Source organism: Oryzobacter faecalis, from assembly GCF_046764005.1.
Classification (GTDB): Bacteria; Actinomycetota; Actinomycetes; order Actinomycetales; family Dermatophilaceae; genus Oryzobacter; species Oryzobacter faecalis.
In genome coordinates, this window is sequence record NZ_JBKOFW010000002.1 from 546,457 (window position 1) to 570,933 (window position 24,477).

The 24,477-nt window shown below is 74.7% G+C and carries 23 protein-coding genes; 15 read left to right on the top strand and 8 right to left on the bottom strand.

The window, feature by feature from the left end:
* The first annotated feature begins 50 nt into the window (after positions 1-50).
* From ACK8HX_RS06420 to ACK8HX_RS06430, 3 genes are all read left to right on the top strand, one after another.
* Entirely contained in the window at positions 51-2,459 is a 2,409-nt protein-coding gene (locus ACK8HX_RS06420) for an ATP-binding cassette domain-containing protein (protein WP_411939831.1), read from the top strand.
* 131 nt (positions 2,460-2,590) lie between these two features.
* Positions 2,591-3,799: an MFS transporter gene (locus tag ACK8HX_RS06425; protein WP_411939832.1), complete on the top strand. Its 1,209-nt coding sequence runs from the start codon at positions 2,591-2,593 to the stop codon at positions 3,797-3,799.
* Positions 3,757-4,563: a DUF5701 family protein gene (locus ACK8HX_RS06430; protein WP_411939833.1), complete on the top strand. Its 807-nt coding sequence runs from the start codon at positions 3,757-3,759 to the stop codon at positions 4,561-4,563. Before ACK8HX_RS06425 ends, ACK8HX_RS06430 begins: the two co-directional genes overlap by 43 nt.
* A 64-nt stretch (positions 4,564-4,627) precedes the next feature.
* On the opposite strand, the gene ACK8HX_RS06435 is transcribed toward ACK8HX_RS06430, so the two are convergent.
* Positions 4,628-5,563, bottom strand: coding sequence for a hypothetical protein (locus ACK8HX_RS06435; RefSeq protein ID WP_411939834.1), 936 nt, complete (start codon positions 5,561-5,563; stop codon positions 4,628-4,630).
* Positions 5,564-5,684: 121 nt separating this feature from the next.
* Positions 5,685-7,169 carry an MDR family MFS transporter gene (locus tag ACK8HX_RS06440; RefSeq protein ID WP_411939835.1) on the bottom strand — a complete coding sequence of 495 codons (1,485 nt, stop codon included), beginning with the start codon at positions 7,167-7,169 and terminating at the stop codon, positions 5,685-5,687.
* Between the two features lie 61 nt (positions 7,170-7,230).
* Here ACK8HX_RS06440 and ACK8HX_RS06445 point away from each other — a divergent pair, with 61 nt between their 5' ends.
* The gene (locus ACK8HX_RS06445; protein WP_411939836.1) at positions 7,231-8,502 is read left to right on the top strand and encodes an ArgE/DapE family deacylase; all 1,272 of its coding nucleotides are present in this window, start codon (positions 7,231-7,233) and stop codon (positions 8,500-8,502) included.
* Between the two features lie 8 nt (positions 8,503-8,510).
* Here ACK8HX_RS06445 and ACK8HX_RS06450 read toward each other — a convergent pair whose 3' ends face one another.
* The gene (locus ACK8HX_RS06450; RefSeq protein ID WP_411939837.1) at positions 8,511-9,635 is read right to left on the bottom strand and encodes a potassium channel family protein; all 1,125 of its coding nucleotides are present in this window, start codon (positions 9,633-9,635) and stop codon (positions 8,511-8,513) included.
* A gap of 103 nt (positions 9,636-9,738) precedes the next feature.
* Here ACK8HX_RS06450 and ACK8HX_RS06455 point away from each other — a divergent pair, with 103 nt between their 5' ends.
* Positions 9,739-10,290: a dihydrofolate reductase family protein gene (locus tag ACK8HX_RS06455; protein WP_411939838.1), complete on the top strand. Its 552-nt coding sequence runs from the start codon at positions 9,739-9,741 to the stop codon at positions 10,288-10,290.
* Positions 10,291-10,372: 82 nt separating this feature from the next.
* Positions 10,373-11,410: a GNAT family N-acetyltransferase gene (locus tag ACK8HX_RS06460; RefSeq protein ID WP_411939839.1), complete on the top strand. Its 1,038-nt coding sequence runs from the start codon at positions 10,373-10,375 to the stop codon at positions 11,408-11,410.
* Positions 11,411-11,454: 44 nt separating this feature from the next.
* Here ACK8HX_RS06460 and ACK8HX_RS06465 read toward each other — a convergent pair whose 3' ends face one another.
* Together ACK8HX_RS06465 and ACK8HX_RS06470 are read right to left on the bottom strand one after the other, a co-directional pair.
* Positions 11,455-11,883, bottom strand: coding sequence for an AMIN-like domain-containing (lipo)protein (locus tag ACK8HX_RS06465; RefSeq protein ID WP_411939840.1), 429 nt, complete (start codon positions 11,881-11,883; stop codon positions 11,455-11,457).
* 85 nt (positions 11,884-11,968) lie between these two features.
* A complete protein-coding gene (locus tag ACK8HX_RS06470) occupies positions 11,969-12,646 on the bottom strand; it encodes a VOC family protein (protein WP_411939841.1) in 678 nt (225 codons plus the stop codon).
* Positions 12,647-12,707: 61 nt separating this feature from the next.
* Here ACK8HX_RS06470 and ACK8HX_RS06475 point away from each other — a divergent pair, with 61 nt between their 5' ends.
* Positions 12,708-13,703, top strand: coding sequence for a patatin-like phospholipase family protein (locus ACK8HX_RS06475; RefSeq protein ID WP_411939842.1), 996 nt, complete (start codon positions 12,708-12,710; stop codon positions 13,701-13,703).
* Positions 13,704-13,761: 58 nt separating this feature from the next.
* Here the strand turns inward: ACK8HX_RS06475 and ACK8HX_RS06480 are convergent, their stop codons facing one another.
* Positions 13,762-14,766: a hypothetical protein gene (locus ACK8HX_RS06480; RefSeq protein WP_411939843.1), complete on the bottom strand. Its 1,005-nt coding sequence runs from the start codon at positions 14,764-14,766 to the stop codon at positions 13,762-13,764.
* Between the two features lie 284 nt (positions 14,767-15,050).
* Between ACK8HX_RS06480 and dnaK the strand changes: the two genes are divergently transcribed.
* From dnaK to ACK8HX_RS06500, 4 genes are read left to right on the top strand one after another with little or no spacing between them, the layout of a single operon-like run.
* Positions 15,051-16,973 carry a molecular chaperone DnaK gene (gene dnaK, locus ACK8HX_RS06485; protein WP_411939844.1) on the top strand — a complete coding sequence of 641 codons (1,923 nt, stop codon included), beginning with the start codon at positions 15,051-15,053 and terminating at the stop codon, positions 16,971-16,973.
* Positions 16,970-17,608 carry a nucleotide exchange factor GrpE gene (gene grpE, locus ACK8HX_RS06490; RefSeq protein ID WP_411939845.1) on the top strand — a complete coding sequence of 213 codons (639 nt, stop codon included), beginning with the start codon at positions 16,970-16,972 and terminating at the stop codon, positions 17,606-17,608. Before dnaK ends, grpE begins: the two co-directional genes overlap by 4 nt.
* A 32-nt stretch (positions 17,609-17,640) precedes the next feature.
* Positions 17,641-18,657 (top strand): DnaJ C-terminal domain-containing protein, encoded by a 1,017-nt coding sequence (locus tag ACK8HX_RS06495; RefSeq protein WP_411939846.1) that lies wholly within the window; start codon positions 17,641-17,643, stop codon positions 18,655-18,657.
* Positions 18,658-18,677: 20 nt separating this feature from the next.
* Positions 18,678-19,133 (top strand): heat shock protein transcriptional repressor HspR, encoded by a 456-nt coding sequence (locus ACK8HX_RS06500; protein ID WP_411939847.1) that lies wholly within the window; start codon positions 18,678-18,680, stop codon positions 19,131-19,133.
* A gap of 21 nt (positions 19,134-19,154) precedes the next feature.
* Here ACK8HX_RS06500 and ACK8HX_RS06505 read toward each other — a convergent pair whose 3' ends face one another.
* Positions 19,155-20,165 carry an SMP-30/gluconolactonase/LRE family protein gene (locus ACK8HX_RS06505; protein ID WP_411939848.1) on the bottom strand — a complete coding sequence of 337 codons (1,011 nt, stop codon included), beginning with the start codon at positions 20,163-20,165 and terminating at the stop codon, positions 19,155-19,157.
* Positions 20,166-20,323: 158 nt separating this feature from the next.
* Here ACK8HX_RS06505 and ACK8HX_RS06510 point away from each other — a divergent pair, with 158 nt between their 5' ends.
* Both ACK8HX_RS06510 and ACK8HX_RS06515 read left to right on the top strand, forming a co-directional pair.
* On the top strand, positions 20,324-20,941 hold the full coding sequence (locus ACK8HX_RS06510; RefSeq protein WP_411939849.1) for an RNA polymerase sigma factor: 618 nt from the start codon (positions 20,324-20,326) through the stop codon (positions 20,939-20,941).
* Entirely contained in the window at positions 20,938-21,600 is a 663-nt protein-coding gene (locus ACK8HX_RS06515; RefSeq protein ID WP_411939850.1) for a hypothetical protein, read from the top strand. The genes ACK8HX_RS06510 and ACK8HX_RS06515 overlap by 4 nt, the downstream gene beginning before the upstream one ends.
* Positions 21,601-21,619: 19 nt before the next feature.
* Here ACK8HX_RS06515 and ACK8HX_RS06520 read toward each other — a convergent pair whose 3' ends face one another.
* Positions 21,620-22,420, bottom strand: coding sequence for a tryptophan-rich sensory protein (locus tag ACK8HX_RS06520; protein ID WP_411939851.1), 801 nt, complete (start codon positions 22,418-22,420; stop codon positions 21,620-21,622).
* Between the two features lie 176 nt (positions 22,421-22,596).
* On the opposite strand from ACK8HX_RS06520, the gene ACK8HX_RS06525 reads away from it, so the two are divergent.
* Positions 22,597-24,057, top strand: a complete 1,461-nt coding sequence (locus ACK8HX_RS06525; protein WP_411939852.1) for an LCP family protein — start codon at positions 22,597-22,599, stop codon at positions 24,055-24,057.
* A 48-nt stretch (positions 24,058-24,105) separates the two neighbouring features.
* On the top strand, positions 24,106-24,405 hold the full coding sequence (locus tag ACK8HX_RS06530) for a hypothetical protein (RefSeq protein ID WP_411939853.1): 300 nt from the start codon (positions 24,106-24,108) through the stop codon (positions 24,403-24,405).
* The last annotated feature ends 72 nt before the right edge of the window (positions 24,406-24,477 follow it).

Below are 24,477 nucleotides of genomic sequence, written 5' to 3' on the forward strand. Positions count from 1 at the left end.
GCCCCGCGGCCTCCCCGCGACCGTGGGTGACGACCGTCGGCCCGCCGACGGTGGTCACCCACGTCCCGGAGGAGGACGGGCCGCGGCGTGGCCTCGTCGAGGTCGACGCGCTCACCTGGCGCCCTTTCGGGCGGCGCGAGCCGGTGCTCCGGGACGTGTCGCTGCGGGTCGAGCCGGGGGAGCGCGTCCTCCTCGTCGGTCCGAGCGGGTCGGGCAAGTCGACCCTGCTCCGCGCGTTCGCCGGGTTGCTCGAGACCGCCGACGCCGGCGACGTCACCGGTTCGGTGCGGGTCGACGGCGCGGCCCCCGGTGCCCGGCCGGGGTCGGTGGGGCTCGTGCTCCAGGAGCCCGGGTCCGGGGTCGTCGCCGCCTCGGTCGGGCGCGACGTCGCCTTCGGGCCCGAGAACGTGGCGATGCCGCGCGCGGCGATGGCGCCCCTCGTCACTGCTGCCCTGGACGCCGTGGGTCTCGGCGACCTGCCCCTCGACACCCCGACGTCGGCGCTCTCGGGGGGCCAGACCCAACGGCTGGCGCTCGCCGGGACCCTCGCCCTCGACCCGTCGGTCGTCCTCCTCGACGAGCCGACGGCGATGCTCGACCCCGCATCGGCCGCCGAGGTCCGCGAGGCCGTCGGCGCGCTCGTCGCGAGGCCCGGGGCGCCCACGCTCGTCGTCGTCGAGCACGTCCTCGGCCCGTGGGTCGACCTCGTGTCGCGGCTCGTCGTCCTCTCCGCCGACGGGCGGGTCGTCGCCGACGGTCCGGTGCGGGCGACTCTTGCGGACGAACGCGAGCGGCTGCTGGACATGGGGGTGTGGGTGCCGGGGGAGCGGCCACCGGCGCCGGTCGCCGTCGACCCGTCGCTCGTCGCCCCCCGCGACGGACGGGGCGAGGCCGGTGCAGTCCATGGGCTTCGCGCTGCTGACGTGGGGCGCAGCAGTGCGAACGGTGCCGCGGTCGGGCGGCTTCGCGCTGCTGACGTGGGGCGCAGCAGTGCGAAGCAGCCGGGACCGTCGGTGACGGCCGCGCTGCGGGCGGCCCCGCTCACGGTCGAGCGGAGGACGCGCCTCGTCGACGGGACCGTCCGCACCCGCGTCGCGGCGCGCACCGCCGACCCGGTGGCCGCCGCGCCGGGCACCCTCACGGCGCTCGTCGGCCCCAGCGGGTCGGGCAAGTCGACGGTCCTCCACGCGCTCGCGGGGTTCCTGCCCGCCACCGGCGGCACCGCCGTCAGGATCGCCACACCCACCGGCCCGAGCTCGCCGGCCGCCCTGCCCGCCGCCGAGCTCGCCACCCACGTGGCGTGGGTCCCGCAGTGGTCGAGCTCGACGATCGTCGCCGGCACCGTCCTCGACGAGGTCCTCGCCACGACCCGGGCCCTGGGCCGGGAGGACGACGCCGCCAAGGGCCGAGCCCGCGCCCTCCTCACCACCCTCGGCCTGCTCCACCTCCAGCGGGCCGACCCGCGCCACCTCTCCGGCGGGGAGCAGCGCCGCCTCGCGGTCGCCGCCGCGCTCCTCCACGGACCGGACGTCCTCCTCGCCGACGAGCCGACGGTCGGGCAGGACCGCCGCACCTGGGCGGCCCTCGTCGGGCTCGTCGCGGCCTACCGGACCGCCGGTGGCGCGGTCGTCACGGCCACCCACGACACCCACGTCGTCGACCGCGCGACGACGGTGCACCGGCTCGGGGCCCCGTCGGCCGGGGCCCCGTCGGCCGGGGTCCCGGAGCCGCCCACGGCGTCCCCGCTCGTCGCGCGCTGCGGCCCCCTCGCCCTCCTCGCGTCCGCCCTCCTCGCGGTCCCGGCGGGCGTCGTCTCGCCGCACTGGTCGGTGACCGTGTGGGTGCTCGCGGCGCAGGTCGTCCTCTCCCTCGTCGGGCTGTCCGCCCCGGGCGAGCGAGCCAAGCCGCCGAAACGCCTGCGCCGCACCGGCGTCAGGCTGGTGCCGGGCCTGCTCGCCGCGGCCTCCGTCGCCTGGTCCACGTGGCTCCTCGCCGGTCACGACGTCGATGCCGCGGCAACCGTGGCCCTGCGCGTCCTCGTCATCACGCTGCCGTCGGCCGTCCTCATCCCCTGGATCGACCCCGACCGCCTCGGCGACCACCTCGCCCAGCGCCTCCGCCTCCCTGACCGCCCTGTCGTCGCCACCGCCGCCGCCCTGCAGCGGGTCCACTCGTTCGGGGAGATCTGGCGCGAGCTCGGCCGTGCCCGGCGGATCCGGGGGCTCGGGATCTCGTGGCGGCGGCCCGGCACCCTCGTCGCCCACCTCGGCGCCCTGACGCTGGGACTGCTCGTCCGCACCCTCCGCTCCGCCGCCGACCTCGCCGTCGCGATGGACGCCCGCGGCTTCGCGACCGCCTCCTCGCGCACCTGGTGGGTCCCCGCCCGGTGGACGTGGCGGGACAGCCTGCTCGTCGCGCTCGCGACCGTCCCCCTCGTCGTGGCGGTCCTCGCCCGCTGACTCTTCTCGAGTCGTGTGCCCAGGTGGTCGCCCGGGCAGCCACCCGGGCACACGACCCCGGGAGCGGAGAGGCGCGACGTCGCGAGGGCCCGCGAAGGGCTGAGGGGGGCGCGCGGGCATACTGGGCGACCGTGTCCGCCTCCTCGCCCCACCCGGTCGGGAAGGTCCGCATCCCGCGCGAGATCTGGGTGCTCATCGCCTCGGCGTTCGTCATCGCCCTCGGGTTCGGGCTCATCACCCCGGTGCTGCCCCAGTTCGCGCAGAGCTTCGGTGTCGGGGCCACCGCCAGCTCGGTCGTCGTCTCCGCCTTCGCGTTCTTCCGGCTCGTCTTCGCGCCCGGTGGAGGACGCCTCATCGCCCGGCTCGGCGAGCGGCCGGTCTACCTCCTGGGCCTGGTCATCGTCGCCGTCTCCACCGGGGCCACGGCGTTCGCGCAGACCTACTGGCAGCTGCTCCTCTTCCGCGGGCTGGGAGGCATCGGGTCCGTGATGTTCACGGTGTCGGCGGTGGCCCTGCTCGTCCGGCTGTCCCCGCCCTCGATCCGGGCACGGGTGTCCTCGGCCTACGCGTCCGCGTTCCTCATCGGCGGCGTCGGCGGGCCGGTGTTCGGCGGCTTGCTCGGCAACCTGGGCCTGCGCGTGCCGTTCCTCGTCTACGCGGTGGCACTGCTCGTCGCGGCCTCGGTGGTCGCGCTCTTCCTCGGCGGGGCGTCCCTGCGACCCGACGAGTCCGCCGCCACGCTCCCGGCGATGACGGTCCGCGACGGGTGGGGCGACAGCGCCTACCGGGCGGCCGTGTGGTCCGGGTTCGCCAACGGCTGGGCGAACTTCGGGGTGCGCAACGCCATCCTTCCCCTCTTCGCCGCGGTCGTCATCGGCAAGGAGCCCTGGGTCGCGGGCATGGCCCTCGCGGTGTTCGCCGCCGGCAACGCGGTGGGCCTCACCGTCGCGGGCCGGCTGTCCGACCGCGTCGGGCGCAAGCCGTTCATCGTCACCGGGCTGCTCGTCAGCGGGACCGCCACCGCGGTGACCGGGTTCTCGGCCAACCTGCCGACGCTCGTCGTCCTCTCGGTCGTCGCGGGCGTGGGCTCCGGGACGCTCAACCCGGCGCAGCAGGCATCCCTCGCGGACGTCGTCGGGCGTGAGCGCAACGGCGGGCCGGCGCTCGCCGCGTTCCAGATGGCGGCCGACACCGGCGCCATCATCGGGCCGATCGTGGCGGGGCTCCTCGTCGACGTCGGGTCGTACGCGCTGGCCTTCGGGGTCACGGGCGCGATCACCGTGCTCGCGGCCGTCCCGTGGATGAGGGCGCGCGAGACGCACGTCGTCACCCGCGCCTGAACCCCGGGAACGCCCGCGACCCGGGCCGCGTTGAGGATGGGCCGGTCCCGCACCGGCAGGCGTGCCGGGAGCCCGGCCGCCAGGAGCCCGACCCGGAGGTCACCATCACCGCAGCCACCGCCACCGTCGCCGCCACCACGGTCCTCGACGAGCAGGTCGAGACCCTCCTCGCCCTCGGGTACCCGGCCCTCGCCGGGCTCACCGAGCAGGCCTTCACCGACCGCCTCGAGCCCCTCCGCGACGCCGCCGCCCGGCTGCCCGACCTCCCCGCCGACACCCCACCCGGCCACACGCCCCTCGTCCTCGTCGTGACGCGTGAGCTCGTCGACCCCGAGCGCACCGTCCCCCTCCTCCGCCTCACCGGTGGGCGCAAGGAGGGCATCCTCGACCGCAACCACGGCGAGCAGGGCCTGGCCCCCTACCGGGCCATCGAGCAGGTCGCCCTGCCCGACCCGGGCGCCTACCTCCTCCTCGACGTCGACCGGGGCGAGGAGTTCCTCGGCGTCCGGCCGGAGGAGGCGCTGCCCGTCATCCTCGGTCGGCGGCGCACACCGCTGACCATCGAGGAGGGCATCGCGGCCGTCACGCACGTCCCCGCGCTCCTCGAGCGGAACCGGTGCTTCATGCTGTCCGGTTCGCGGCGTGGCGACCGGCGGGTGCCGGCCCTGTGGATCAGCGAGCGGGCGGCGAAGCTCGGCTGGTGCTGGGACGGCAACCCGCACGACTGGCTCGGCGTCGCGAGCGCGGCGGCCCGCACCGCCTGACCCCCACCGCCACGAGGGCGGAAACGGCCCCTCCGGCAGCTGTTTCCGCACGCTCGGTGCCGCGTCAGCCGTCGCGGTCGTCGGCCGCCGATGGCGGGACGAGCATGACGACCGCCGCGGCGAGGCAGGCGAGCGCCGACCCGATCGCGACCGGCGACCACCACGTGCGGCCGTCGATCCCCGCGTCGGCCTGGAAGCCGCCGACGGCCCACAGCACCGCGAGGTACGCCGCGCCCGACGCCGTCACCGCGGCCGTGAGGACCGCGCCCCAGGGGATCCGGCGCCACAGGAGGACGCCGGCCGTGAGGAACGCCGGGGCGAGGACGCCGAGGTCGAGGGCGTAGACGAGGTGCACGGCCTCGGGAGGCATGACGTCCTCCGGCGGCAGGTCACCGGTCACGGCGAACCGCACCGAGAGCCCACCCCAGGCCGCGACGAGCGCCAGGCCGACGAGGACCGAGAACACCGCGACCACACGCGCCCGCACGCCGGAGGCGAGGCGCCGGGCCACGGCGGGCGCGTCGATGCTCGTCCCGAGGAGGACGAGACCTGCCGCCGAGGCGGAGAACGCGGCCACGTGGAGCAGGAACACGTCGCTGAAGCGGGCTCCGAAGGCGTAGTACGCGAAGTTGTAGACGCCGTAGAAGAGCATCCCCACCCACACGGTCACCGACGCAGCCGTGGCTGCGCGCCACGAGGCGCCCAGGGCGAGGGCCAGGGTGGGGGCCGCCACGACGAGGGTCACGAGGTCGTTGCCGCGCAGGGCGGCGACGGCCCACGTCTGCTCGGGGTAGAGGGCGTCGACGAACAGCCCGAGCGCGGACGCCACGACCATCAGCCCGAGGACGACGAGGGAGAGGACCCACGCAGCCGTGAGGCGCGGGCCGGTGAGGAGGAGCGGCGGCGACGACCCCCGATCGCGGACCTCACGGCGGTGCATGCCGACGGTGACGGTCGTCGCGCGGAGGACGGTGGTGTGGGTGGCCCGTGTGGTGTCCATGGTGCGCTCCTCGCGCGGGCGTCCGGGTCGGCGGTCGGCCCCTGGCGTCCCGCTGGTCCCACGCTAGGACGGCTGGGGCACGACGGCGGACGGGTGTCCGCCGGCTCACACGCCCTCCTGGTCAGGAGCGAGCGGCGACGTCCTCGACGACCTCCTCGACGTGGCGAGGCATGAACGCCACCGCGACGACGGCGGCCAGCGCCACGACGCCGGAGAGGACGAAGACGGCGTGGATCGCGGGTTCGAGGACGGCCGGCGGCACCGCGTCCAGGCTCGCCGGGTCGTGGCCGAGGCGACCGCGGACCACCGCGTTCGCGACCGCGCCGAAGACCGCGACGCCGACCGCGCTGCCGATGGAGCGGGCGAAGAGCGTCGCCCCGGTCGCGACCCCGCGGCGGTCCCACCCCACCGCTGCCTGGGCCGCGACGATGGCGGGGCTCGCGACCCAGCCGAAGCCCAGGCCCATGACGAAGTTCGGGGCCGCGAGGTGCACCACCGAGCTCGACCCGTCGACGGTGAGGAGCAGCCCCGACCCGGCGAGCGCCACCACGGCGCCCAGCATCATCGTCGACCGGAACCCGAACCGCAGGTAGAGCCGCCCGGCGGTCGTCGCGGCGACCGGCCACCCGATCGTCATCGCCGCGAGGGCGAACCCGGCGACGATGGCCCCCGTGCCGAGCACCCCCTGCGCGAACAGCGGCACGTACGAGGTCAGCCCGAGCAGCAGCACACCGATGACGAGGGAGGCCGCCATCGCCGTCCCGACCACCCGGTGGCGGAACACCCACAGCGGCAGCACCGGCTCGGCTGCCCGCCGCTCCACGAGGAGGAAGGCGGCGAGCAGCACCGCGGCCGCCGCGAGCAGCCCGACGCTCGCCGGCGAGGACCACGCCCACACGACGCCGCCCTCGAGAAGCGCGACGAGCAGGGCCACGGTGCCGAGGGTCAGCAGGAGCGACCCGAGGACGTCGACCCGTGGGCGTACGGCCCCCGCCTCGCGCGCGGGCCGGCGCTCGTCGAACCGGCGCCACAGCATCCACGCCGCGACGGCGCCGAGAGGGAGGTTGACGAGGAAGATCCAGCGCCACGACAGGTAGTCGGCGAAGATCCCGCCCAGCGTCGGGCCGATGAGCGAGGACGCCGCCCACACGGCGGCGATGTACCCCTGCACGGTCGCGCGCTCGGCGAGGGAGTAGATGTCGCCGACGATCGTCATCCCCACCGGCTGCACCGCCCCGGCGCCCAGGCCCTGGACCGCCCGGAACGCGACGAGGCTGCCCATCGACCACGCCACGCCGCACAGCAGCGACCCGACGACGAACAGCCCGACCCCCACGAGCATGACCGGCTTGCGGCCCACGAGGTCGGACACCTTGCCGAACAACGGCACCGACACCGCCTGGGCGAGCAGGTACACGGAGAACAGCCAGGGGAACTGGGTCAGCCCGCCGAGGTCGTCCACGACCGCGGGCACCGCCGCCGCGAGGATCGTCGCGTCGATCGCCACCAGCCCTGTGCTCAGCATGACGGCGAGGAGGACGGGCCCGCGTTCGCTCCCCAGCCCCACCGAGGCGCGCGAGACCGGGGTCGGGGCGGAGGACGTCACGACAGGCGGCAACCCCGGACGGCGGCGGTCCATTCCGCGTCGAGGCCCCTAGCCTGTGTCCGTGACCGAGCTGACGAGCGCCGAGCAGCGGGTCCTGGACGCCCTCGACGAGGACGAGCTCGTCGCGACGCTCGTCGAGCTCGTGCGGGTCCCGAGCGTCACGGGGACCGACGCCGAGGCCGACCTCCAGCACGTGGTCGCCCGCTGGTACGAGGAGGCGGGGCTCGAGGTCGACCTCTGGTCGCTCGACCTCGACGCGCTGCGCTCCGACCCCGAGTTCCCCGGGACGGAGGCCCCGCGCACCGAGGGACACGGGCTCGTGGGCACCGGACCCGGCGAGGGCGTGCCGGGCCTCGTCCTCCAGGGGCACATCGACGTCGTGCCCACGGGCGACCTCGCGAAGTGGGCTGGTGGAGAGGCGTTCTCGGCGCGCGTCGACGGCGGTGTCCTCCACGGACGCGGCGCGTGCGACATGAAGGCCGGGGTCACCGCCAACCTCGCCGTCGCCCGGGCGCTGCACCGTTCGGGGGTCGCGCTCGAGCGGCGCCTCGCCCTCCACAGCGTGATCAGCGAGGAGGACGGCGGTCTCGGGGCGTTCGCGACCCTGCGGCGCGGCCATGGCGGCGACGTCGCCGTCATCACCGAGCCGACGAGCGGCAGGGTCGTGACGGCGAACGCCGGGGCCCTGACCTTCCGGCTCGAGGTGCCCGGTCGGGCGGCCCACGGCAGCACCCGCCTCGAGGGCGTCTCGGCCATCGACACCTTCTTCCCGCTCCACGTCGCCCTGCGCGGGCTCGAGGCGCGGCGCAACGCCGACGCCGACCCCCGCTTCGCGAACACGCCGCTGCCGTACGGGATCTCGGTCGGAACCCTGCGCTCGGGCGACTGGGCGTCCTCCGTTCCCGACCTGCTCGTCGCCGAGGGCCGGATGGGCGTGCGGCTGGGGGAGGACCCGGCCGACGCCCGGCAGGCGCTGGAGGAGGCCGTCGCCACGGCGGCCGCCGCCGACCCGTTCCTGCGCGACCACCCGCCGGTGGTCACCTGGCCGGGGGGACAGTTCGCGTCGGGTCGGCTCCCCGAGGGCCACGGCCTGGTCGGGGAGGTCGTCGACGCCGTCGCCGTGGTGAGCGGGCGTCATCCGGAGGAGGGCGCCGCCCCGTACGGCTCGGACCTGCGTCTCTACGCGGGGGTCGGCGGCATCCCGACGCTCCAGTACGGGCCGGGTGACGTCCGGCTCGCCCACGCGCCGAGGGAGTCGGTGCCGCTGGCCGAGGTCGTCGAGGTCGCCCGGGCCCTCGCGCTCCTGGCCGCCCGCCGGCTCGGCGCCCACTGACGCGGGAGTCAGTCGAGGTCGAGGGCCTCGTCGGGGCGCAAGGGGTGCAGGTCGCCCAGCGACTCGGCGACCACGATGGCCGTGTCGCCCTGCGCCAGACGGAAGTCGGACGGCGGGTTGGCGAGCGTCCGCTCGCCCCGGGCCACCGCGAGGAGGGTGGCGCTGTGCTCGCCGCGCAGCCGCTTCGACAGGTCGTCGAGCCCGAGGTCGACGTACTCGTCGGGCAGCCGCACGCGGTACAGCTCGGACCCCTCACCGCCGGAGACCATGTCGGTGACGAGGGCCGCGATGCCCGGGTAGAGCGCCGTCCGCGCCAGCAGGCGCGACGCGAGCCGCGACGTCACGAGGATCTCGTCGGCGTGCGCCCGGCGCACGTGCTCGACGTGCTTGGGGTTGTTGACCTCGACGACGGTCCGCACCTGCGGCGCCATCGACTCGATCGCCAGCACGCACAGGATGGAGCGCATGTCGGCCTCGTTGCTCGTGTCCGACGGGCAGATGATCGCGGCGGCGGCCTCGGGGACGCCCGCGCGCTCGAGGTCCTCGGCGCTCGTCGTGTCGCCGCGCACGAAGTAGCAGCCCGGGCCGGCCGGACTGCGCTCGCTGTCGTGGAGGACGACGACCTTCGCGTCGAACTCGTCGCCCTTGAGCTCCTCGATGAGCTCGCGGGCCGTCCCGTTCCAGCCGCAGACGACGATGTGGTCGCGGTACCCGGCAGCGCCCATCCCCTGACCCTCCTTGAGCAGGAACTCGATGACGAAGCCGACGATCGCGGCCGTGAGCGCGGCGACGATCGCCACGCCGAAGAAGGCGAGCAGCCAGCCGACGAGGTAGCCCCCGCCGCTCGTGACGAAGCTCGCGTCGCCGGAGCCGATGACCGTCGTGACGGCCCAGTACCCGGAGTCGACGAGGCCGCCGAGGGAGCGCTTCTCGGGTTCGAGGACCGTGACGACGACGGTGGCGACGACGACGATGCCCGTGAGCGAGAGGACGAGGGTGCGGAAGAAGTGCAGGTCCAGGCCGGCGCTGATCCGGTTGGCGTGGAACGCGACCCGCCGGAGGGCGGGGACGGCGGCGAGGGCGCGGAGCGGCGCGCGGAGGACGTGGAGCACCCACGTCCGGACACGCCTCACGGGGGAGGCCCCGGCGACCGACCCATCGGCACAGTGTGGGGGCGTCGCGACCGACGCGACAAGACCCGTTCCGGTGGCCCGGCCCGGGTGGCACGATGCCGGGATGGCCCGGTTGCGCTACACCGCGATCTGTTCCCTCGACGGTTACGTCGCCGACGCCGAGGGAGGGTTCGGCTGGGCCGCACCCGACGAGGCGCTCCACCGTCTCGTCAACGACCTCGAGCGCGAGGTGGGCACGTACCTGTGCGGACGACGCGACTACGAGGTGATGAAGGTCTGGGAGACGATGCCCGGCGACGTCCCCGGCCCCGAGGGCGAGTACGCCCGCATCTGGCGGGCCGCCGAGAAGGTCGTCTACTCGACGACGCTCGAGGAGGTGTCGACGGCCCGCACCCGGCTCGAGTCGTCGTTCGACCCCGTGGCCGTCGAGGCACTCCTCGCCGACAGCGCCCTCGACGTCGGCATCGGCGGTCCGACCCTCGCGGCGGAGGCGTTCCGTGCAGGCCTCGTCGACGAGGTGCACCTCTTCCTCCACCCCGTCCTCGTCGGTGGCGGGCTGCGTGCGCTCCCCGACGAGGTGCGCCTCGACCTCGACCTCCTCGCCGCCGACACGGTGGGGGAGGTCGTGCACCTGCACCACCGCGTCCGCCGCTGACCCGCCCCGAGTCGTGTGCCCGGGCGGCCGCCCCGGCAACCACCTCAGCACACGACCCGGGGACAGTGGCAGAGTCGACCCGATGACCGTGACCGACGTGACGATCGACGGGCTCCCGGAGCCGTTCACCGCCCGCACCCCCGGGACCGATGACGCTGGGCCGGTCGCGGACCTCCTCGCCGCCCACCAGCGTGCGGCCCGGGGGAGCGGTGCCCCGAACCGTGACGCCGTGCTCGCCCTGCTCGTCGGCACCGGGTCGTGGACCCGCCGGCAGGTGCTCGTCGACGACGGTGACGGCCGGCTCGCTGCCTGGCTCTCCGTGCACGACCGGGCGGCCGGGCGCACCGTCCTCGAGGTCACCGTGCACCCTGCGCTCGACCCCGCGACCGGGGCGACGCTCGCCGACGCCCTCTTCGGCGCCGGTGAGCGGCACGCCCTCGACATCGCCCGGGCCCGGCGGCTGCGGTCCACCCTCCTCGACTCGGGCGCCTACGCCGACGACCCGCGCCAGCAGCGGTGGCTTGCGGCAGCGGGGTACGAGCACGTGCGGACCTGGCTGCAGATGTCACGGCCCGTCGACCCCGCGGAGGCAGGGTCGCTCCCGGCCCCGCGCGACGGCGTCGTCGTGCGCCCGGTCGACCGGCACGACGACGGCCTGCCGGTCGCCCAGGACCTCCAGGACGTCCACCGCGTCCTCGAGGAGTCCTTCCAGGACCACTTCAGCAGCTACCGCGAGAGCTTCCCCGAGTTCGTCATGCGGCTGCGCGAGGACCCCGGCCACCGCTGGGACCACTGGTGGCTCGCCACCGTCGAGCAGCAGGACGGGAGCGTCCTGCCCGGGGGCGCCCTCGTGTCCTCGGTGCTCGGCCCGGACGCCGACGGCGTCGAGGGCAGCTACGTCGACTACATCGGGGTGCACCGCCGCTCGCGGGGCCGTGGGGTGGCGAAGGCGCTGTTGCACACCGTGATCGCCGACGCCGCGCAGCGCGGGCGCAACCGGGTCGGCCTCGAGGTCGACGCCGACTCACCGACCGGGGCCGACGGCCTCTACCTCGCGATGGGGTGGGTCACGGCGTACCGGACCCAGTCCTGGCACCGCGACCTCGACGTCCCCCGCTGACCCCGGCTCGCACCGGTCCGGGCCGGGGTCAGCGGGGGCCGCGGTCAGCCGGTGCGGACGTCGATGACGAGGCGGCTGGGGCTGGTCAGCACGAGGACCCGGAACGGCCGCTGACGGTCGAGGCCGACGAAGGTCTGCGCCAGCGCCTCGAAGCCGCCGCAGATCGACGGGGCCGCGGCGAACACCGTCCCGCGCAGGTCGGGGGCGGACCGCTCCGGGCACTCGCTGTTGCCGTCAACGCCCGGGTACCCGATCGAGCTGACGTACACCTCGAGCCACGCCCTCCCAGCGACGTGTACCGGCTCACCGGACGGGTCGGCGATCGGTTCGTCGACGTATCGGACGGCGTAGTGCGGCCTGCCCCGGCCCTCGAACTGATGGACGACCCGGTCGAAGCCAGCGTGGCGGCCCACGCGCACCGAGGACCACGTGCCGAGGTCCGGGCCGAGCTCGGGGAACGTCGGTGACTGCACGGGAGTGAGGGCGCAGCCGGCCTGCCATCGCCCCCTCTACGTCCGACGCGGACCGTCGGTACCCAGTGGTCGTCTTTCCCCGCCGTCAGCCTCCGTCGTCATCCCCGGCGCGGTCGAGGCAGGTGCAGATGCACACCTTGTTGCCCTCGGGGTCGGCGAGGACGGTGAACGAGGGCGCCTCGGAGTCGTCGGCGACCGTGCCGCCGGCGGCCAGCGCCGCGGCGATCCGCTCGTCGGCCACCTCCGGGGCGAGCCAGACGTCCCAGTGCCAGCGCTGGCGCGACTCGTCGTGCGCCTCGGTGCCCTGGAACCACACGTGCGGCAACCCCGGCGCGAGGTCGACGACGTCGCCGCCCGCGTGGTGGTGGTCGGGGTCCCCCGTGAGCACCGCGGCCCAGAAGCGTGACTGCTCGGGGGTCGACCACGTGTCGAGCGCGAGCTCGAGCTGGACGACGAGCCCGGGCTCGGGCGTGAGCCCGTGCTCGCGGGCGACGGCGCTCACCGCGCGGGCCACCTCCACGTCGTCGGCAGTGCGCCACAGCCCCTTGTCGTGCCGCGTGGCCGACCGCAGGACGACGCTGCGGTGCCCCAGCGACACGTCGAGGTGGTCGGCCCGGGGCCCGGCGGCCGCGACCGCTGCCGCGACGAAGGCCGCACCCTCGGCGGTTCCGGCGGTGCGGAAGCGGGCGTGCAGGCCCTGGGCGAGGACGCGCCAGTCGTCGAGACCGGCCGCGAGGACATCGGCGTACGTCAGTGGCTCCATGCCCCGACCCTGCCACCGGGCACCGACACGAGACCCGTCCGCACCGGGCTACCGTGAGCGCATGGGACGACGCGTCGCCCTCGCGCTCGGGGCCGGGGGAGCCAGGGGCTATGCCCACATCGGGGCCGTGCAGGTCATCCGCGAGCGGGGCCACGAGATCGTCACCGTCGCCGGGACCTCGATGGGCGCCCTCGTCGGCGGCGTCACCGCGGCCGGGAAGCTCGACGAGTACACCGAGTGGGCCACGAGCCTGACCCAGTACGACGTGTGGCGGCTGCTCGACATGAACCTCGGCGGCGGTGGGGCGATCCGGGCCGAGCGGGTCATCGGGAAGGTCGCCGACATCCTCGACGGCGCCCTCATCGAGGACTGCCCCATCCCGTTCACCGCCGTCGCCACCGACCTCAACAACCGTCGCGAGGTCTGGTTCCAGCGGGGGCCGGTGGCCACGGCCATCCGGGCGTCGGTGGCGATCCCGAGCCTGGTGACCCCGGTCGTCGTCGGAGGGCGCCTCCTCGTCGACGGCGGCCTGATGAACCCCGTCCCGATCGAGCCGACGACGGCCGTCACCTCCGACCTCACCATCGCGGTCAGCCTCCAGGCCGGGCACACGCGCGGCGTCGACATCGAGCCGGCCTCCCCGGTCCGGTCGATGTCGGCCCTGGGGGAGTCCGTGCGCTCACTCACCTCGCGCGTCGCGGCTCGCATCGTGCCCGAGCGGCTGGCCGAGAGCGGAGCGGACGCCGTTGCGCCGCAGGCCGATCCGGGTGCTGAGGTCGCGCCCACCGCCTCACCCGAGCGCGAGGCCTCACCGGCCGAGGACGGCCCGGGCTACCTCCCGGCGCCGAAGGACCTGTCGTCGACCGAGGTCTTCAACCGCTCGTTCGACACCATGGCCTCGCTCATCACGCGGTACCGGATGGCGAGCAACCCGCCGGACGTCCTCGTCAGCGTGCCCTCCGACGCGTGCCGGACGATGGACTTCCACCGTGCGGCCGAGATGGTCGCCCTCGGCCGCCGGCTCACCGAGCAGGCGCTCGACGCGGCCGGCCTCTGACACACGTGCCGGTGCCGGGGCCCGGACACCCGGACCCCGGCACCGCGGCGAGGTGGCCTCAGTCGGCCTGGCCGTACAGCCCGGCGAGCGTCGACCCGTTCGCCCAGTGGATGTTCCTGATGGGGTTGAGCGAGTCGCGGTAGGTGTACGCACCGCTCTCGTAGACGGCCCACACGTGGGCGTTGCCGTTCGAGCTCCCGTAGGCGACGCCCTCGATCATCGACGGGGCCCGCATGCAGAACGACGTCCCGTCGGTGATGTCCGACGTGTACGAGGTCGGGCGGACCCAGACGTTGCCGCGGTTGTCGCGCCCCTCCGAGGTGGCGAAGACGAACCTGTCGCCGACGACCGCGACCCCCTGGGTCTTGCTCGGGACCCAGCGCTTGGCGCCGGTGTACGACAGGGAGCCGGTGCTCGTCGGGCGGTACTGCCACATCGACTGGTGGCTCGTCGAGGAGAAGTCACCGGTCCAGATCGTGCCGCCGTGCGACCCGAGGAAGGACGCCTTCCCGGCGACGTCCTGGGTGCCCTTCGGTGCGACCGGGGTGCTCGTGTCGGCGGCGGCGAGCTTCGAGCGGACCGTGGCGGCCGACCAGTAGCGCACGACGCCCTCACCACCGACGTAGACGTGGCCGCCGGCGATGGCGACGCCGCCCGCGTGGGTCTGCGCGATGAGCATGCGGCCCAGGCTGGCGCCGCGCCGGTCACCGCTGAGGACGACGCCGAAGACCGCGCTGTGGCCGTCGGGGACCTTGTTGCCGTCGTCGTCGTCGTAGGCCGAGATGAGCAGGACGTCCTCGGTCGTGCCGTTCCAGTTGTTCCAGTAGGCCAGGCCCTGGGGCACCCACCGCCCGGAGTAGAGCGCCGCGGGAACCGCGACACCGTTGTGGAACGTGCTGTCGTACGTCGTGCTGGCGGACGGGCCCGGGTAGAAGTCCGCGCTGCCCGTGGCCGTGCGGCACATGGCGTCCTCGGCCATCGCCACGCCGGGCGTCGCCACCGTGACCAGGCCACCCAGCGTCACCACCGCCAGCGTCGTCGCGAGCGCCTTGAGTCGTTGCATCGTCGTTCCCCTCGTGTCGTCCCCCACCTGCGCGGTTCGCGCGGCGTCGCCCGGTCCGGGCGTCCCCGCAGGCTAGCCGCCGCCACCCCTTCGGTCGGCGCCTTCGGGTGGGGAGCACTCCCCGGCGGGGCCGACCGGGAGGCCCGGGAACATCGGGGCCGCGACAAGAGTTGAGCCGGGTGAACGCAAGTTTCGCCCGTCTGGTTTGGTCATGCCGGCCCGGCGGTCTACCTTGAGTCCCAAGCACTCAACCCCGTGTCACCGCATGAAGGAGTCCAGCCACCATGGCCCGTGCAGTCGGTATCGACCTCGGCACCACGAACAGCGCCGTCGCCGTCCTCGAGGGCGGCGAGCCCACCATCATCGCGAACGCCGAGGGCGGTCGCACCACCCCGTCGGTCGTCGCGTTCTCCAAGGGCGGTGAGGTGCTGGTCGGCGAGATCGCCAAGCGCCAGGCCGTCACCAACGCCGACCGCACGATCCGCTCGGTCAAGCGCCACATGGGCACCGACTGGAGCTCGGACGACATCGACGGCAAGAAGTACACCGCCCAGGAGATCAGCGCCCGCATCCTGCAGAAGCTCAAGCGCGACGCCGAGTCCTACCTCGGCGAGACCGTCACCGACGCCGTCATCACCGTCCCGGCGTACTTCGACGACCACGAGCGCCAGGCGACGAAGGAGGCCGGCGAGATCGCGGGGCTGAACGTCCTGCGCATCGTCAACGAGCCGACCGCCGCCGCCCTCGCCTACGGCCTCGACAAGGGCAAGGAGGACGAGCTCATCCTCGTCTTCGACCTCGGTGGCGGCACCTTCGACGTCTCGCTCCTCGAGGTCGGCAAGGACCCCGAGGACGGCTTCTCCACGATCCAGGTCCGCGCCACCTCCGGTGACAACCAGCTCGGCGGTGACGACTGGGACGAGCGCATCGTCAGCCACCTCCTCACGACCGTGAAGAACAGCTCGGGCGTCGACCTGTCCAAGGACAAGATCGCCATGCAGCGCCTGCGCGACGCGGCCGAGCAGGCGAAGAAGGAGCTGTCGTCGGCGAGCTCGACCGGCATCTCCCTCCAGTACCTCTCGATGTCCGAGAACGGCCCGATCCACCTCGACGAGACGCTGACCCGCGCGCAGTTCGAGCAGATGACCAAGGACCTGCTCGACCGCACGAAGCAGCCGTTCCAGACCGTCATCAAGGACGCCGGCATCTCCCTGTCCGACATCGACCACGTCGTCCTCGTCGGTGGCTCCACCCGCATGCCGGCCGTGAGCGCCCTCGTCAAGGAGCTCACCGGCGGCAAGGAGCCCAACAAGGGCGTCAACCCCGACGAGGTCGTCGCGCTCGGCGCGTCCCTCCAGGCCGGTGTCCTCAAGGGCGAGCGCAAGGACGTCCTCCTCATCGACGTCACCCCGCTGAGCCTGGGCATCGAGACCAAGGGCGGCCTGTTCACCAAGCTCATCGAGCGCAACACGGCCATCCCGACCAAGCGCAGCGAGGTCTTCTCCACGGCCGAGGACAACCAGCCCTCCGTGCTCATCCAGGTCTTCCAGGGCGAGCGCGAGATCGCGCAGCAGAACAAGCCGCTCGGCACCTTCGAGCTCTCCGGCATCGCGCCGGCGCCGCGCGGCGTGCCGCAGATCGAGGTCACCTTCGACATCGACGCCAACGGCATCGTCAACGTCTCTGCGAAGGACCGTGGCACCGGCAAGGAGCAGAAGATCACCATCTCCGGCGGGTCCGCCCTGTCGAAGGAGGAGATCGAGCGCATGGTCAAGGACGCCGAGGCCCACGCCGAGGAGGACAAGAAGCGCCGCGAGGAGACCGAGACCCGCAACCTGGGCGAGTCGCTCGTCTTCTCGACCGAGAAGTTCCTCTCCGAGTCCGGCGACAAGGTGTCGCCCGAGCTCCGCGGCCCGGTCGACGAGGCGCTCGCCTCGCTCAAGGAGGCGATCAAGCCCGACTCCGGCGCCTCGCGCGATGACGTCCAGGCCAAGATCGACGACCTCAACGCGAAGTCGCAGGAGATGGGCGCGGCGATGTACGCGGCCGCGGCCGAGCAGGGCGACGCCCACGCAGAGGGTGGGACCCGCCATGACGGTTCGGGCGCCGAGGCCACCGACGGCGGCACCTCCGCGGGCGGCTCGTCCTCCTCGGACGACGACGTCGTCGACGCCGAGGTCGTCGAGGACGACGAGGAGAAGAAGTGACCGACCCCTCCACCCCGCGTGACGACGCGCCGGAGGACGTGACACCCGGCGCGGACGCGTCGGACGACGCGATCAACACCGAGTCGGTCAACGACGGCGAGGAGGTGGCCCCGCAGCACGGCGGGGCCACCCCGGCCGCCGGGTCGGCCTCCGCCGCGGCGGGGACCGCCGGCGGGGACGGCGAGCACCCCGACACCGCGCTCGCCGCCGAGCGCCTCGCCGACCTCCAGCGCCTCCAGGCCGAGTACGTCAACTACAAGCGGCGCGTCGACCGTGACCGGGCGCTCGTCCAGGAGCGCGCGGTGCGCGACGTCCTCGAGTCGCTGCTCCCCGTCCTCGACGACATCCAGGCCGCCCGTGAGCACGGCGACCTCGCCGAGGGTCCGTTCGCGGCGATCGCCGACAAGCTCGAAGGCTCCCTCGGGCGCTACGGCCTGGAGCGCTTCGGCGCTCGTGGTGAGGCCTTCGACCCGATGCAGCACGAGGCGCTCATGCACGCGCCGTGGCCGACGGGCGACACCGACCTCCCGTCCGACGCGTCCTCGACGACCGTCGTCACCGTGCTCCAACCGGGCTACCGTGCCGGTGAGCAGGTCCTCCGGCCCGCTCGCGTCGCGGTGTCCGACCCCGACTGACCCGCCCGACCGGTAGCCGAGAGGAGGCGCCCGTGGCCAGCCAGGACTGGTTCGAGAAGGACTTCTACGCGATCCTCGGCGTCCCCCAGGACGCCGACGACGCGGCCATCAAGAAGGCGTACCGCAAGCTCGCGCGGCAGTACCACCCGGACAAGAACCCGGGCGACGCCGCGGCCGAGCAGCGCTTCAAGGACGTCGGCGAGGCCCACGCGGTGCTCGCCGACAAGAAGCAGCGCCAGGAGTACGACGCGGTCCGCTCGATGGCGCACGGGGGCGCCCGCTTCCGCGCGGGCGGCCCGGGCGGCAACGGCGGCTTCGAGGACGTGTTCTCCGCCTTCGGCGGTGGCGGCGGCCAGCGGGTCCGGTTCTCCCAGGGGGGTGCCGGTGCGGGCCAGCCCGACCTCGACGACCTGCTCGCCCAGATGTTCGGGGGGACGGCCGGCGCGGGGCGCGGTGGCGCGGACCCGTTCTCCGGCTTCGGCGCGCCCCGCGGCCCCCGCAAGGGCGCCGACGTGCAGGCGCGCACCTCCCTGGCGTTCCGCGACGCCGTCCGGGGCGCCACGGTCACCCTGACGACGGCCGAGGGTGGGCGGATCACGACGAAGATCCCCGCCGGGGTCAAGGACGGCCAGAAGATCCGGCTGCGCGGCAAGGGCGCCGAGGGCGACCCCGGCGCCGGCCGCGGCGACCTCATCCTCACCGTGTCCGTGGAGAAGCACCCCGTCTTCGGCCGCGACGGCGACGACCTCACGGTCGACCTCCCGGTCACCTTCGCCGAGGCGGCCCTCGGTGCCACCGTGCGCGTCCCCACGCTCGACGGCTCGGCCGTGCGGGTCAAGGTGGCGCCCGGCACCCCGAGCGGGCGCGTGCTGCGGGTCAAGGGCCGCGGCGTCGCCGGGCGCCACGGCACCGGGGACCTCCTCGCCCGGGTCCAGGTCGTCGTGCCGCAACGGCTCACCGACGCCGCCCGTGCGGCCATCGAGGCCCTGCACGCCGAGGAGGCCGACCTCGACCCCCGCGCCGCCCTGTTCGAGCGCGCCGAGAGCTGAGCCCGAGAGGAGGGACCGCCGTGGCAGCCGTCGACCGCTTCGCGTTCGCCCCCGACGACGAGACGCCCGTCTTCGTCATCTCCGTCGCGGCCGAGCTCGCCGGGATGCACGCGCAGACCCTGCGGCAGTACGACCGGCTGGGCCTCGTGACCCCCTCGCGGACGCGCGGTGGGGGACGCCGGTACTCCCAGCGCGACGTCGCCCTGCTTCGCGAGGTGCAGCGGCTCTCGCAGGAGGAGGGCGTCTCGCTCTCCGGCATCGCCCGCATCCTCGACCTCGAGAACCAGGTCGCCGCCCTGCGCGCCCGGGTGTCCGAGCTGGCCGGCGAGCTCGACGCGCTGCGCGAGGCCACCGGCCGTGGCGCCCGCGTCTTCTCGGTCTCCCCGTCCGGTGACGTCTACGCCACGCGGCTCGGCGAGCGGCCCCGCCATCGCGGCTCGCAGGCGCTCGTCGTGTGGAGCCCACCCCACCGCTGACCGCAGGGGAGGGCGGCGGGGTCAGCGGGCGGGGAGCCTCGTGACCCAGGAGGAGGCCGTGCCGGGGGAGGCGACGCCGAAGCGGGCGTTGACCGCCCAGAGCCAGCCGCCGGCGAGGGTCGCCGTGGACGGGACGTCGAGCGTCTCGTCGGTGCGGGCCCCGCGCCAGCGGGCGGACCACCCGTCGGGTCCGGCGGCCAGCTCGAGCACCGACACCTCTGCCTGTCCGGAGCCGCGCACGTCGTACAGGAAGCGGCCGTCGAGCTCGAGGCCGTCGCCGCCGACGAGGCCGGGACCCCCGCTCACCGGGATCTGCCGCGCGAGACCGGTCGCCGGTTCGACCTGGAACAGCCCCCCCGTGCGGCTGTTGTTGAGGACGAGGCGGCCGTCGGCGAGCTCGCGGATCCCGTTGGCGTTGACCGCGGTCCCGTTGCCGGCCGGCCAGTCGCCGGAGAGCGGGACGAACGTCGGGGCGGCGCCGGTCGGCTGTCCGGAGGCCGTCACGGCGATGGCGGTGAGCCGGTCGGGGACGACCCGCGAGTCGGTGACCCAGACGGTGTCGTCGGTGACGACGAGGTCGTTGAGGAAGACCGCCCCGGGGACGACGACGTCGGCGACGACCGCACCCGTCATCCCGTCGACGGCCCACACGTGGCCGACCGTGCCGACGTTCCCGGCGGCCCACACCAGGCCGGAGCGCTCGTCCCAGAACAGGCCGCGCACCTGGCGGCCGGTGGCTCCGGGCAGGAGGACGCCGACCGTGCCGGCGAGGAGGTCGCCGGTCACGATGCGCCCGTCGGCGAGCGAGCCGACGTAGTAGCGGGTCCCGGGACCGGAGGTGATCCCCTCGGGACGCAGGCCGTCGGGCAGGGCGACGGTCTCCGGCGCCGCGGGGGCGCGTGCCGCGCCCGCCGTGGCGGGCACGGCGGCGAGGACCGTGGCCGCGGCGAGGGTGAGCGCGCCGCGGCGGTCGAGGGCGCCGCGGCGGGTCGGGGCGGACAGGTGGCTGTGGGTCTGCTGTGGTTGCGCCATACCCCATCGTGCGCCGGGCGCGAGGCCCGTCGGGCCTTCGCGACCGACGGTGCCGCCGCGTCGAACCTCGCGTCGGCCCGCCTTCGATCGATGTCCGTGGCGGGAGGCGCGCGGACTGAAAGACTCCGGGGCGTGCCGGACACGAAGGTGGTGTGGACGTGACGGAGGAGGCCGACCGCGTGCCCGCGCGTGCCCGGGGGGTACCACCGCGGCCTGCCGCCGCCGACCCCGCGCAGGAGGCCCGTCGCTTCGAGGCGCTCGTCGCCGAGGTGCACCAGCCGCTGCTGCGCTACCTCCTGCGCCGGACCGACCGCGACCGGGCGGCCGACGTCCTCGGCGACACCCTCCTCGTCCTCTGGCGGCGGCGCGACGAGGTGCCGGATGACGCCGCGCTGCCGTGGGCGTACGGGGTCGCCCGCCGCTGCCTCGCCAACTCCCGGAGGGGGCAGCGCCGGCACGCCGCGCTCGTCGCCCGGCTCACGGTCCTCGACCCGCCCCGGCCCGTCGCGGGGCCGGAGGACGGCGCGGCGCCGGATCCCGACCTCCACGCCGCGCTCGCCCGGCTGACCCGGGCGGAGGCGGAGGTGGTGACGCTCTGGGCGTGGGAAGGGCTGTCCCCCAGCGAGATCGCGACGGTCCTCGAGGTCACGCCGAACGCGGTCTCGATCCGCCTCCACCGGGCCAGGACGCGGCTGCGCGCCCTCCTCGACGAGGCCGCGGCGAAAGACGACGACACCTCCCGGACACGGGACGAACGAGGGACGGAGGAGCGATGACCACACCGGGCACCGACCCGTCGGCCGAGGCCGACGGCGCACTGCGCGACCGGCTGCGCCTCGCCGACCCCCTCTCCGGCCGGGACGACCGGCTGGACCCCGCGTCGCTGGAGGCCGTCGTGTCCGAGCTCACCCGCACCCCGATCGACCCGCCGAGCCAGGAGCTCGGCATCACCCCCGGGCGCCGGCGCCGGCGGTGGGTGTGGCCCGCGGTCGGCGGGCTCGCAGCGGCCTCCGTCGCTGCGGTGGCCCTGTCCGGCGTCCTCGGCGGGGGCCCCGCCCCGGCGCCGGCCCCTGCGGAGCAGCGTCCGGGCCTCGTCCTCGCGGTCCCGGCGGGCGACCCCTCGATGTCGATGTGCATGCAGCTCTCGCCCGAGCTGCTCGCGCCGGCGCAGTTCGCCCTCGACGGCGTCGTGACGTCCCTCGACGGCGACACCGCGACGCTCACCCCCAGCCGCTGGTACCGCGGCGAGCGGCCGGGCACCGTCGAGGTCACCGTCCCACCGGAGGTGCAGACCGCCCTCGTCGGCGCGCCCCGCTTCGAGCAGGGCGGGCGCTACCTCCTCGCCGGGGGCGACGGCCAGCTGGGTCTGTGCGGGATGAGCGACGCCTGGTCACCCGAGCTCGAGGCGCTCTACCGCACCGCCTTCACGCCCTGACCCGCCTGACGCCCGGGCGTCAGGCGGCCCGCGCGCGGTGGACCCGCGAGGCGGCCGAGAGGACGACGAGCGCCGCGACGAGCGCGGCGAGCCCGACGAGGACCGACCGCGGCTCGGCGGCGACCCGGCCCCAGGCGATCCACCCGAGCCCCCACGCCATCGCCACCGCCACCGCCCAGCGACCACCGAACCGGCGCGCCAGCAGAACCCCCACCCCGGCCGCGACGGCGATGACGACGACGGCGAGCACCTCGGAGGCCGTCCGGCCCGGGTCGACCCCGCTCGCGACGAGCGCCGCCGTGACGTTCGCACACGTCGCGACCGCGACCCAGCCGAGGTAGAGGCCGAAGGTGCCGTCGACGAGCACCGTCTCGGCCGTGCCGTAGGAGGGGTGCTCGGTCAGGCGGCGCACGAGCAGCCCGAGCGTGCGGACGAGCACGACGATGACGACGACGCTCACCCAGATCCAGCCCTGCTGCGTCACGAGCAGCCAGAGGGCGTTGAGCACCATCGAGGCCGCCACGAGCCACCCGATCGCGCGGTGCCGGCGGTCGGTGGCCTGCTCGGGGAGCCACTGCCACACCGTGTAGCCGGCCAGCCCCAGGTAGACGACGCTCCAGATCGAGAACGCCGGACCGGCCGGCGCGAGGAGGGTCGCGTCGGCGGCGAGGGCCCCGCCGGAGGACTCCTCGACCCGGGTCCCGAGGACGCCGACGCCGACGAGCGTCCCGACGACGCAGACGACCTCGGCGACGGTGACGGCCACCTGGCGCAGCCGGTCGGAGCGCCGGACGACGGGGCGGGCTGCGGTGGTGGCCATGGCGTCATTCGACCACGTCCGCCCGATGCTGCGGCGTCCTCCCAGCCTCGCGGACTATCGTTCCTCCGACAGCCGCGCCGTCTCCGACGCGCGCCCCTCTGACCTGCCGAGAGCGATGGTGGGCCATGCCCGACGACCCCTTCCGGTCGTCCCCGAGGTCGGACGACCCCGCGCCGATGACGACACGCGCCGAGCTGCGCTACCCGCCGGGCACGTACTACCGCCGCGTGGCCCTCGGAACGGTCCTGCCCGGGGCCGGGCTGCTGCGGACCCGCTTCCGCCTCCTCGGGTGGGGGCTGCTCGCCGCCGTCGTGGCGCTCCTCGCCTGGGTGGGTGTCGCCGTCGTCCGCGGCGGCCTGCTCCGGACCGCTCTCGACACGGCGGTCAACACGCGCACGATGCGCATCATCGCCGTCGTCGTCATGGTCCTCGTCGTCCTCTGGGTGGGCACGATCGTCCTCACCGCCCAGCAGTGGTGGCCCCGGGTCCGGGCAGGGCGGTGGCTGCGCGCCGCGTTCGCCGCCCTCATGTGCGCCGTCGTCGCCGCTCCGGCCGCGCTCGCGGTCCGCTACCTCGACGTGCAGACCGACCTCGTCCAGGAGGTCTTCGCCGACGGGTTCGGCGAGGGGCACGTCGCCGACCCGGAGAAGGCCGACCCGTGGGCCGACATCCCCCGCGTCAACCTCGCCCTCCTCGGCTCGGACGCCGGCCGTGACCGGGCCGGGGTCCGCACCGACTCGATGATGGTCGTGAGCATCGACACGAGGACCGGCGACGCCCTCCTCATCGGCATCCCGCGCAACCTCGAGAACGTCCCGATCCCCCCGGACAACCCGCTGAGCCGGCTGTGGCCCAACGGGTACGACTGCGGCGACGAGTGCCTGATGAACGGCATCTGGACCCTCGCCGAGGACCACAGGGACCTCTTCCCCGACGACCCCAACCCGGGGCTGACCTCGACGATCGACGTGCTCGGCGCGATCACCGGCCTGGAGATCCAGCGGTCCGTCGTCATCGACCTCGCCGGCTTCCGCGAGCTCGTCGACGCCATGGGCGGGGTCGACATCAACGTCCAGGAGCGGGTCTGCGTCGCGTGCGAGAGCGACGGGCAGGGCGGCATCCGGTGGAACGCCGACCGCGAGGAGTGGATCGAGCCCGGCCAGAAGCACCTCGACGGCCGCCTCGCCCTCTGGTACGCCCGCTCGCGGGCCGGCAGCGACGACTTCAGCCGGATGCGGCGACAGCGCTGCGTCGCCGGCGCGCTCATCGAGCAGGCCGACCCCGTGTCCCTCTTCGCGCGGTACCCGCAGATCGCGCGGGCGGTCCGCGACAACGTGCGGGTCACCATCCCGCAGAGCGAGCTGGAGGCGTGGGTCGAGCTCGTCGTGCGGATCCAGGACGGCGGGACGATCCGCTCGCTGCCGGTCACGAGCAAGGTCGTCCACCCGGCGAGACCGGACTTCGAGAAGATCCGGGCGCTCGTCCGCAAGGGCATCACGCCGGCCCCCGCGTCGCCCACGCCGAGCCCGTCGTCGAGCTCGGCCACCCCGACACCGTCCGAGACCTCCTCCGGCTCGCCCTCGCCGACGCCGACCCCCGATGACGCGGCGGCCGCACCGATCTCGGCGACCTGCTGACGCCGGGCCCGGCCGCGCGACCCCCGTGGTCGTGCCATGCTCGGGCTCGTGAGCGAGCACCTGCTGGTCTTCCCCGACCGTGACGTCGCCGAGGAGGTCGCGGCCGACCTCCGTGACGAGGGGTTCACCGAGGTCCGCGTCGTCCGCGAGGCCCTGAGGGGGCGGGGTCCCCGGCCCACCAGGGCCGGGGCAGACGACGGCGAGGACCACGAGTGGGCCGTGTACGTCCGCGAGGACAACGTCGCCGACGAGTCCGGGCCGGTCGAGGGCGGGCTGCGCGACCGGTTCGAGGCGCTCGCCGAGGACCACGGTGGCTGGTACGACCCGAACCCGGCCACCCCGGCGTGACCTGCGGCTCCTCCTCCTGACTCGCCCGGGTTGAGCGGAATACACTCAACTTTGTCCGAGGTTGTACCCGGG